This window comes from Pseudomonas baetica, from assembly GCF_019733355.1.
Classification (GTDB): domain Bacteria; phylum Pseudomonadota; class Gammaproteobacteria; order Pseudomonadales; family Pseudomonadaceae; genus Aquipseudomonas; species Aquipseudomonas baetica_A.
Map to the genome: position 1 here is coordinate 24,609 of NZ_JAIHLQ010000054.1, position 10,201 is coordinate 34,809.

A 10,201-nucleotide genomic window follows, 5' to 3' on the forward strand; every position below is an offset into this window, starting at 1 on the left:
GATCGTTCCCACGCTCTGCGCGGGAACGATCAGCCCCACAACCTGCCAATCCCCGACATCCCCTCTAGGAGCAATTCCCGCAGAGGACTACAATCCCCACCCCGCCTCAATGGCCGATCTGCCCCGCCCATGCTGACCTGTTCCGTACACCTTCTGCCCTACCGCGCCAATCCCGCCGGATACTTCGCGGTAATCCGCAACGCCCCCGGCGCCGTGCTGCTCGACAGCGGCCGGCCGAGTGCCGACCGTGGCCGTTATGACTTGCTCAGCGCTTGGCCGCTGGAACAACTGGCGGTGTGGCCGGACGAAAGCGGCAGCCATTTCCTCCAGCGTCTGCGCGACAATCTGGAGCGTTTGGGCGAAGCGCAATTGCCGGCGCCTTATGAGTTGCCATTCGCCGGCGGTCTGATCGGTTACCTGAGTTATGACTTCGGCCGGCATCTGGAGAGTCTGCCGAGTCAGGCTCGCGATGATCTGCAATTACCGGATGCGCGTTTCGGCGTGTACGCCTGGGCACTGATCAGCGATCACCACGCGGCCACTAGCCAATTGGTGTTTCACCCGTCACTGGCCAGCAGTGAAAAACAGCGGCTGATTGCGCTTTTCAGTGAGCCGATGACGGGCTCGTTGACGCCGTTCAAACTGAACCAGCCGATGAGCCCCGACCTCTCGCCAGACGACTACCGTCAGGCGTTCGAACGCATTCAGCATTACATTCAGGCCGGCGACTGCTATCAGGTCAACTTCGCCCAGCGCTTTCGCGCGCCGTGCCAAGGCGATCCATGGCTGGCCTATTGCGCGTTGCGCGAAGCCTGCCCGACGCCTTTTTCCGGTTTCCAGAGCCTGCCCGACGGCGCTGCAGTGCTGAGCCTGTCACCGGAGCGCTTCGTCAAAGTCAGCCAGCGACAGGTCGAAACCCGCCCGATCAAGGGCACCCGCCCCCGCGGCCTGACGCCTGCCGAAGACGCCGCAAACGCCGCTGAGCTGCTGGCCAGCCCGAAAGATCGCGCGGAAAACCTGATGATCGTCGACTTGCTGCGCAACGATCTCGGCCGCACCTGCCGTATTGGCTCGGTGCGGGTGCCGGAGTTGTTCAGCCTGGAAAGCTATCCGAATGTACATCACCTGGTCAGCAGCGTGACGGGCGAACTGGCGCAGGATCGCGATGCACTGGACCTGATCGCCGGCAGCTTCCCCGGTGGCTCGATCACTGGTGCGCCGAAGATTCGGGCGATGCAGATCATCGACGAACTGGAGCCAACCCGTCGCGGCTTGTATTGCGGCTCGTTGTTGTATCTGGACGTGCGCGGCGAGATGGACAGTTCCATCGCGATCCGCAGTTTATTGGTCAAGGATGGGCAGGTGTGCTGCTGGGGTGGCGGCGGGATTGTCGCGGACTCGGCCTGGCATGCTGAGTATCAAGAGTCGATTACCAAAGTGAAGGTTCTGCTCCAAACCCTGCAAAACCTCTAAAAGCCTCGCGAGCAAGCCCTCTCCCACAGGAGAATGCATTCCAACGTGGGGGCGGGCTTGCTCGCGAAAGCGTCAGGCCAGACGACTAAAGGCTCAAATCCCGGTTAGACGCCTTGAGAAATGCCTGCTTCAACTCGGCGAACGTATGCACCGCCGGGAACTGCGGAAACTCGCGAATCACATTGTCCGGTGCGTGGAACAGAATCCCGGCATCCGCCTCGCCCAGCATCGTCGTGTCGTTGTACGAATCACCCGCCGCAATCACCCGATAATAGAGGCTCTTGAAAGCCAGAACCGACTGGCGCTTGGGGTCCTTCTGACGCAACTGATAGCTGGTCACCCGGCCGCTGTCGTCAGTGATCAGACGATGACAAAGCAAGGTCGGGAAGCCCAGTTGACGCATCAGCGGCTGGGAGAACTCATAGAAAGTGTCCGAAAGAATCACCACCTGGAAGCGCTCGCGCAGCCAGTTGACGAACTCCACTGCGCCATCCAGCGGCTTCAGCGTGGCGATCACCTCCTGAATATCCGCCAGCTTCAAGCCATGCTCATCGAGGATGCGCAGACGCTGCTTCATCAGCACGTCGTAGTCGGGAATGTCCCGAGTGGTGGCCTTGAGGGATTCGATTCCGGTTTTTTCGGCGAAGGCGATCCAGATTTCCGGCACCAACACCCCTTCAAGATCCAGGCAAGCAATTTCCACAAGACACTCCCGTTTGTATTGATTATTGAGTCGAGCGAGCCCGAACTCTAGCGACTCCCCCCCAAGCGCGCAACGCACAGGACGCCCCAAGCGCCGCCGCTTTTTGTTAACATCGCCGCCATATAGAGCGCCCAGCGCCACCGACCTGTAGGAAGCCGCCCTGATGAGCCCAACGTTCGATGTCGTGGAACTCGCCACGACCTATGCCAACAAATCCGCTCAAGACATCCTGAAACTCGCGTTTGCCGAGTTTGGCGATGATCTCTGGATATCTTTCAGCGGCGCCGAGGATGTGGTGCTGGTGGACATGGCCTGGAAGCTGAACAAGAACGTCAAGGTGTTCAGCCTCGATACCGGCCGCCTGCACCCGGAGACCTATCGCTTCATCGATCAGGTGCGCGAGCACTACAAGATCGACATCGAACTGGTCTCGCCGGACTATACGAAACTCGAACCGTTCGTGAAGGAAAAAGGCCTGTTCAGCTTCTACAAGGACGGCCATGGCGAATGCTGCGGGATCCGCAAGATCGAACCGTTGCGCCGCAAGCTGTCCGACGTCAAAGCCTGGGCCACAGGCCAGCGCCGTGACCAGAGCCCGGGCACCCGCAGCGCCGTGGCGGTGATGGAAATTGACAGCGCGTTCTCCACGCCGGAGCGCATCCTGTACAAGTTCAACCCCCTCGCGCAGATGACCAGCGAAGAGGTCTGGGGTTACATCCGCATGCTGGAACTGCCGTACAACAGCCTGCATGAGCGCGGCTTCATCAGCATCGGCTGCGAACCGTGCACCCGCCCAGTGCTGCCAAACCAGCACGAGCGTGAAGGCCGCTGGTGGTGGGAAGAAGCCACTCAGAAAGAATGCGGGTTGCATGCCGGGAATATCATCAGCAAGGCGTAACCCACACCTTTGCATCCAGTGACATCCCCACATTTGTTATATGGCACCCTCCGAAAACGTGTACACACAACTGTCACCATCAGTGCCATTTATGTGTGCACTTTTCATTTCGGCGCCCTGAAAAGTTACATCCCGCCTGCAAAGCCCTCCCTTTTGATGTCAGCCGAAATCTTGCACCAACGATAAATACCTGTTCAATCGGTCAATTTATATCCACTGAATTTCAGACACTTAGTCCCGTTCGATAACTTTTCGAAATGAGAGACCCATTCCATAGATCAACAACTGGCACAAATCTGGCTTTAGTGCATACATGCTTTGTATACAAAACTGCAAAACATACACACTTTCGATCCGCAAGCCTGAAGCGCCCTATCCCGTACAGGCTGCAGATGCCCCGTAACCAGTGATGGTTCACTGCCGCGACGAAGATTTGTCGAGCCTGACAGCTCACGCACAGTCATCGCGGTCCTGAACATCAGGAGCCTGCCGGAATGCGTACAAGTCTCTCCAATAACGTCGCGCTGAATCTGCCCGCCTCTGCCCTCGATCAACCGTTGCCCCCTGACGGCTTGAGCGAACCGTTACAACTGAGCCCGCGTCTGCACAACAACGATCTGGCGCCGACCAAGGCCGAAGGCCGGCGCTGGGGCAAATACAGCATCTTCGCCCTGTGGACGAACGACGTGCACAACATCGCCAACTACTCGTTCGCCATCGGCCTCTACGCTTTGGGCCTGGGTGGCTGGCAGATTCTGCTGTCGCTAGGGATTGGCGCGGCGCTGGTGTATTTCTTCATGAACCTGTCCGGCTACATGGGGCAGAAAACCGGGGTGCCGTTTCCGGTGATCAGCCGGATCAGTTTCGGCATCCACGGCGCGCAAATGCCTGCACTGATCCGGGCGGTTATCGCCATCGCCTGGTTCGGCATTCAGACGTATCTCGCGTCAGTGGTATTGCGCGTGTTACTGACGGCAGTCCATTCCGGCTTCGCCGAATACGATCACAACTCGATCCTCGGCCTGTCGACTTTGGGTTGGGTGTGCTTCGTGGCGATCTGGTTCGTGCAATTGGCGATTCTTGCCTACGGCATGGAAATGGTTCGTCGGTATGAAGCATTCGCCGGGCCAGTGATTCTGCTGACCGTCGCCGCCCTCGCCGCGTGGATGTACACGCAAGCCAACGCGACCATCGCCTGGTCGATCCGCGAACCACTGACCGGCGGCGAGATGTGGCGCAACATCTTTGCCGGCGGCGCGTTGTGGCTGGCGATCTACGGCACGTTGATTCTCAACTTCTGCGACTTCGCCCGCTCCTCGCCGTGCCGCAAGACCATCAAGGTCGGCAATTTCTGGGGCTTGCCGGTGAATATTCTGGTGTTCGCCGCGATAACAGTCCTGCTGTGTGGCGCGCAATTCCAGATCAATGGCCGGATCATCGAAAGCCCGACCGAGATCATCGCTTCGATCCCCAACACCTTCTTTCTGGTGCTGGGTTGCCTGGCGTTCCTGATCGTTACCGTGGCGGTGAACATTATGGCCAACTTCGTCGCCCCGGCCTTCGTGTTGAGCAATCTGGCGCCGAAATACCTGACCTTCCGCCGCGCCGGGCTGATCAGCGCGACCATCGCGGTGCTGATCCTGCCGTGGAATCTCTACAACAGTCCGTTGGTGATCGTGTACTTCCTGTCAGGTTTGGGCGCCCTGCTCGGCCCGTTGTACGGGGTGATCATGGTCGACTACTGGCTGATCCGCAAAGGCCGAATCAACGTTCCTCAGCTCTACAGCGAAGACCCCAACGGCGCTTATTACTACAGCCGCGGTATCAATTGGCGCGCGGTTACGGCGTTTATTCCCGCTGCGCTGATCGCCATCGTCCTGGCGCTGGTGCCTGGTTTCCACAACGTTTCGCCCTTCTCTTGGCTGATCGGCGCCGGGATCGCCGGAATGCTTTACCTCATCATCGCCAAACGCCAACCGCACTACGCCGACGTCAGTGGCGAAGCCTTCGCCGTCGACAACGTCTGCCATTAACCCCTTCTCGGCCCGGACTTCGGGCCGCAGAACTGCCCGTTATAAGGATTTTTCATGCGCATTCTCGTGGTCAACGTCAACACCACCGAATCCATCACTCAGGCCATTGCCCGTTCGGCGCAGGCTGTCGCCTCACCCGGTACGGAAATTGTCGGCCTCACGCCGTATTTCGGTGCTGACTCGGTTGAAGGCAATTTCGAAAGCTATCTGGCGGCCATCGCCGTGATGGATCGGGTGATGTCCTACGACCAGCCGTTCGACGCCGTGATTCAGGCCGGTTATGGCGAACATGGGCGCGAAGGCTTGCAGGAGCTGCTGAATGTACCGGTGGTGGATATCACTGACGCAGCCGCCAGTACGGCAATGTTCCTGGGGCACGCGTACTCGGTGGTCACCACACTGGATCGCACCGTGCCGCTGATCGAGGATCGATTGAAATTGTCCGGTTTGTGGGACCGTTGTGCTTCAGTTCGAGCCAGTGGTTTGGCCGTTCTTGAACTGGAACACGAGCCGCAGCGCGCGCTGGAGGCGATCGTGCATCAGGCTGAACTGGCAGTGACGCAGGACAAGGCCGAAGTGATTTGCCTGGGTTGCGGCGGCATGGCCGGGCTCGATGAACAGATCCGCCGGCGTACCGGGGTGCCGGTGGTGGACGGGGTGACGGCGGCGGTGACCATTGCTGAAGCGCTGGTGCGGTTGGGGTTGTCGACGTCCAAGGTGCGGACGTATGCGACGCCGCGGCCGAAGAAGATCATTGGCTGGGCGGAGCGGTTTGCTCGCTGAGTTCACAGTCGGATATCGAGTCGCCTCATTCGCGAGCAAGCTCTCTCCCACAGGTTTTGTGTTGAACCGGAGCCTTGTAAACGACACAAAACCCTGTGCGCAAACAGGGGCACCCAGGTCTCAGATAGCACTGAACCGCTGCGCCAAGCCCTGCTGCGCAAACTGCTCAATCACAAAATCGACAAACGCCCGCGTCTTGCCCGGCAACAATTTATGCTCAGCGTAGTAGATCGAAATGTTGCCGTCATCGATGTACCAATCCGGCAGCACGCGCTGCAACGTGCCCGCCTCCAGATAACCCACCGCAAACGGCATGCTCACCAGTGCAATTCCCAGGCTTTGCGCGGCAGTCGCACAGGCCGCCTCAGAGTCGCTCATGGTCATTCGCGTCTTAAGGGTCAGTGGTCGGCAGAGCTGGCTCCCACTGCTGATCAACTGCCAAGAGCGCACTCGACCGGTTTGCGGCGAACGAATCAGGATGCCATCGTGGTGTTGCAGGTCATCAGGCTCGACGATTGCTTTGTGACTTTCCAGATAACCCGTCGATGCCACCAACACTCGGTGCGCCGGCGCCAATTTTCGCGCGACGACACCTTGGGGCAATTCAAATCCCCCGCCGATCGCCGCATCGAAACCTTGCCCAATCAAATCGACCTGACGGTTATCAAAATGCCAGTCAGGGTTGATCGCCGGAAATCGACGTAAAAACGCTTCCAGCAACGGCACTATGTACAAGCGACCGAACACCGTACCCATACTGACTTTCAAAGTCCCCGCTGGCAGGCCTTCGACACTGGCCAGATTGGCCACCGCGTTCTGGATGGTCGTCAGACTGGCACTGACCTGACTCAAAAAAAGCTGCCCCGCCTCGGTCAACGTCAAGCTACGCGTACTACGCTGAAACAAGCGCACACCGAGCCGCGCCTCGAGTTTCGCCACGCTTTTGCCAACCGCCGCCGGTGTCAGACTCAGGCGCCGCGCAGCCTCGGCAAAGCTGCCGACTTCGGCACTGCGAACAAAGCATTCGATACTGCTGAAGGTTTCCATGGTCGCCACTATAAACTTTTGGTTTACACAGACTATAGCAATCAGGGTCTACACGGTTGTGGATCAGAAGCCGATACTCGGTTCCAACAACAAGGCATTCCGCCTTGAATACTCTGGAGATCGAACATGTCCACTCAACACCTCAGCGGCAAAGTCGCTCTGATTCAAGGCGGTTCCCGTGGCATCGGTGCTGCCATCGTCAAACGTCTGGTCGCTGAAGGCGCCGCGGTTGCCTTCACTTATGTCAGCTCAACGGTCAAAGCCGAAGAGTTGCAAAACAGTATCACCGCCAGCGGCGGCAAAGCCTTGGCGATCAAGGCTGACAGCGCCGACGCCGCCGCCATCCGCCATGCGGTCAGCGCCACAGTCGAAGCCTTTGGTCGCCTCGACATTCTGGTCAACAACGCCGGCGTACTGGCCGTCGCCCCACTGGAAGACTTCAAACTGGAAGATTTCGACCAAACCGTGGCGATCAACATTCGCAGCGTTTTCATCGCCTCCCAAGAAGCCGCCAAACACATGGGCGAAGGTGCACGGATCATCAACATCGGCAGCACCAATGCTGACCGTATGCCCTTCGCCGGCGGCGGTGTGTATGCGATGAGCAAGTCGGCGCTGGTGGGCCTGACCAAGGGCTTGGCGCGTGATCTGGGCCCTCGTGGTATCACCGTGAACAATGTGCAACCCGGCCCGGTCGACACCGACATGAACCCTGCCAGCGGTGACTTCGCCGAAAGCCTGATTCCGTTGATGGCCGTGGGTCGTTACGGTACAGCCGAAGAAATCGCCAGCTTCGTCGCTTACCTCGCAGGGCCTGAAGCCGGTTACATCACCGGAGCCAGCCTGACCATCGACGGTGGCTTCGGCGCCTGATTTTTTGCAATCGCCTGTAAGAAAAACGCCGCCCCTCCTTTAACAGAGGGGCGGCGTTTTTTGATATCTGGCGTTCAGGCCCATTCCAGCGCTGGCAAACCACAGGCGCTCGGGATAAAGGCTTTCAACGACCGCAGAATACCGTCGGCGTGTGCGTATTTCTCATCGGCCATCGCGGCATCGGGAATGGCGATGGCGGTCATGCCTGCGGCTTTGGCCGCGGTAACGCCAAACGGCGAATCCTCGAACACCAGACAATCCTCAGGCGCGACACCCAAACGACGGGCCGCGGTGAGGAAAATATCCGGCGCTGGTTTGGCTGCGCCGACTTGCGGATCGTCCGCGGTGACGATGAAATCGAACAGTTCAAACCAGTCGCGGTGCAAGGTGGTTTTCTGGCCGAACGACTGACGCGACGAACTGGTGCCCACTGCAATCGGAATGTTGTGCGCCTTGAGATGGCGAATCAATTCCTCAGCGCCCGGCATTGCCTGAGCCTTGGGAAAACGCTCGCGCATCAATGGCTCACGAATCACCAGAAACTCTTCGGCAGTGATCGGCAAATCGAGCGCCTGGACCACGTAATTGGCGAGGTCATTGGCGCCTCGGCCGATAATGTTCTGTTTGACACTCCAGTCGAAGGTGCGCCCGTACCGCTCGGCAATCAGCGAAGTGACCTCGGTATAAATGCCCTCGGTATCCAGCAGCAAACCGTCCATATCGAAAATCACGGCCTTGATCGGGCCAAACGCCTTCAGCGGTGCATTCATCATCGGATCCGTTATCAAACATATCCCAGGCGACGGGTAGCGCCGCTGCTCGGACCTGATTAAAGGGTTCAGCAGCATAACGAGCGCAACGGGCATTGAGCAACGGTCAATACTCGTCGACGCGATGAACTAATCGCGTGCATTTAGCGAAACGCCCTACAGGCATTGCCTACTCCCCCGACTTCTTTCCTTTTTGATCATCAGCAAAGTCCGCGCACCTTTTTTTCACGTGCGCGAGTGACTGCGAATGCTCCAACCCGATCGGCTTCTGGCCCTGAACAACAGCATCGGTCTGCTGGTGGTTGCCGCCCTGAACCCTGAACACCCGGACTTCGAAAACCTGATCCGGGAGTTTCGCCTGTGCCTGAACAACTACGACGTTTGGGCCGAACAGTTCTGGACGGGCACAGCGCTGGATGTCGAACAGGTGTTCAAGGTCGGCAATGATGTGCAACTCAGCGCACCGATCAAATCTCGCCAGCCCATCAGCTCATCCGTGGTCATGTGTAAGGCAAGCGGCCCGTTGACGCTGGTGCACATGTTCGAGGCCGCGCAATACGTCCCCATCGGTAATACCCCGGTGACGCTGGAGCCGGTGATCGACGATGCCAACGGGGTTTTGACATTCGGAGAACCGATACCCCACACCATCGGCCCGAGCGGCATTCTGGAGCTGAACGACTGCGACCGGGGCCAGCGTTATCGCATCACCTTCTTTCCCGATGTCTGCGCTGAGCATGTCCGAGCGTTGTACGCCTCTTATCAAGGCATTCTCGACGACCTGGAAGTCTGGTTACGTGGGGAGTGGACGGAATTTCAGCCGCTATGGGCAGCGTTTTCCAGCGCCGGATTCATTGAGCGTTACGGTCAACTGCAACAAGCCGACTGGCGCGGATTCGAGAACGCCCTGCACGGCGTTTGGGATGACATCAAGCAACTGTTTGCCCTGCTTGCCGACTTGCAGGCCAATAGCGAAAAGCTGCTGGAGTACCTGACCGACATTGAGCTGGACGCCCTGCTGCAAGCCTCAAACGAGGCCATCGCTAACGGTCTGCTGATCCTCAGCGACGAGCCGCTGATGTTCATTCATCTGGCCGCATTCACCAGTTGGCTGAAAATGCTGCCGCCGCAGTACTTGGCCGAAGTGGTGGCCGAGGTTCGCGTCGAGTTGTTGATCAGCTTCCTGTTGATGCGGGTATCTGGCGGTGTCGGTGTACCGCTGCGCTTGAGCAGCAAAGTGTTGGCCAAGATCAAATCGCCACGGGCGCGGGAGTGGCTGGCGGCCTCGGCATTGCGCCTGGCTGAGCTGACCTCTGCGCCCGAGCTGAGTCAGCATGCGAGCGTGCTCAAGCCGTTGGTACTCAATGCCCGTGACGCTGAGTTGAAACCGACACCGTCAATTGCGCTGAATATTCGTCAGGCCGATTCGGTGGTTTTGACGGTGCCGAATCCAGCGCCCATTGCCCGAAACAAGACTCATGGCATGGCGCGACTGGAGCGCCATGAGGCCAACGACGACGCCCCTAATCAGGCAAAAAACCCCAACGGTGACAGCGCCGATTGTGTGCCGTCGACCTGCACCAACGGCTGCCCCGTATCGATGGTCACCGGCGAAGAACTG

Annotated in this window: 8 protein-coding genes and 1 pseudogene; 6 read left to right on the plus strand and 3 right to left on the minus strand. The window is 58.7% G+C overall.

Annotated features, from left to right (window positions below; genetic code table 11):
- The first annotated feature begins 129 nt into the window (after positions 1-129).
- Positions 130-1,473 (plus strand): aminodeoxychorismate synthase component I, encoded by a 1,344-nt coding sequence (gene pabB / locus K5E40_RS30705; protein WP_221733946.1) that lies wholly within the window; start codon positions 130-132, stop codon positions 1,471-1,473.
- 85 nt (positions 1,474-1,558) lie between these two features.
- On the opposite strand, the gene thrH is transcribed toward pabB, so the two are convergent.
- Positions 1,559-2,176, minus strand: a complete 618-nt coding sequence (thrH, locus tag K5E40_RS30710) for a bifunctional phosphoserine phosphatase/homoserine phosphotransferase ThrH (RefSeq protein ID WP_221733947.1) — start codon at positions 2,174-2,176, stop codon at positions 1,559-1,561.
- Between the two features lie 163 nt (positions 2,177-2,339).
- On the opposite strand from thrH, the gene K5E40_RS30715 reads away from it, so the two are divergent.
- The 3 genes from K5E40_RS30715 (at position 2,340) to K5E40_RS30725 (ending at position 5,890) form a co-directional block, all read left to right on the plus strand.
- Positions 2,340-3,074, plus strand: coding sequence for a phosphoadenylyl-sulfate reductase (locus tag K5E40_RS30715; RefSeq protein ID WP_221733948.1), 735 nt, complete (start codon positions 2,340-2,342; stop codon positions 3,072-3,074).
- 494 nt (positions 3,075-3,568) lie between these two features.
- Positions 3,569-5,107: an NCS1 family nucleobase:cation symporter-1 gene (locus K5E40_RS30720; protein ID WP_221733949.1), complete on the plus strand. Its 1,539-nt coding sequence runs from the start codon at positions 3,569-3,571 to the stop codon at positions 5,105-5,107.
- A 54-nt stretch (positions 5,108-5,161) separates the two neighbouring features.
- A complete protein-coding gene (locus K5E40_RS30725) occupies positions 5,162-5,890 on the plus strand; it encodes an aspartate/glutamate racemase family protein (RefSeq protein ID WP_221733950.1) in 729 nt (242 codons plus the stop codon).
- A gap of 120 nt (positions 5,891-6,010) precedes the next feature.
- Here the strand turns inward: K5E40_RS30725 and K5E40_RS30730 are convergent, their stop codons facing one another.
- Positions 6,011-6,937, minus strand: coding sequence for a LysR family transcriptional regulator (locus K5E40_RS30730; protein WP_221733951.1), 927 nt, complete (start codon positions 6,935-6,937; stop codon positions 6,011-6,013).
- Between the two features lie 126 nt (positions 6,938-7,063).
- Here K5E40_RS30730 and K5E40_RS30735 point away from each other — a divergent pair, with 126 nt between their 5' ends.
- Positions 7,064-7,810 (plus strand): 3-oxoacyl-ACP reductase family protein, encoded by a 747-nt coding sequence (locus tag K5E40_RS30735; RefSeq protein WP_221733952.1) that lies wholly within the window; start codon positions 7,064-7,066, stop codon positions 7,808-7,810.
- Between the two features lie 74 nt (positions 7,811-7,884).
- Here the strand turns inward: K5E40_RS30735 and K5E40_RS30740 are convergent, their stop codons facing one another.
- Positions 7,885-8,580, minus strand: coding sequence for an HAD-IA family hydrolase (locus tag K5E40_RS30740; RefSeq protein ID WP_221733953.1), 696 nt, complete (start codon positions 8,578-8,580; stop codon positions 7,885-7,887).
- A gap of 247 nt (positions 8,581-8,827) precedes the next feature.
- Here K5E40_RS30740 and K5E40_RS30745 point away from each other — a divergent pair.
- Positions 8,828-10,201, plus strand: a pseudogene (locus K5E40_RS30745) (type IV secretion protein Rhs); the annotation flags it as partial.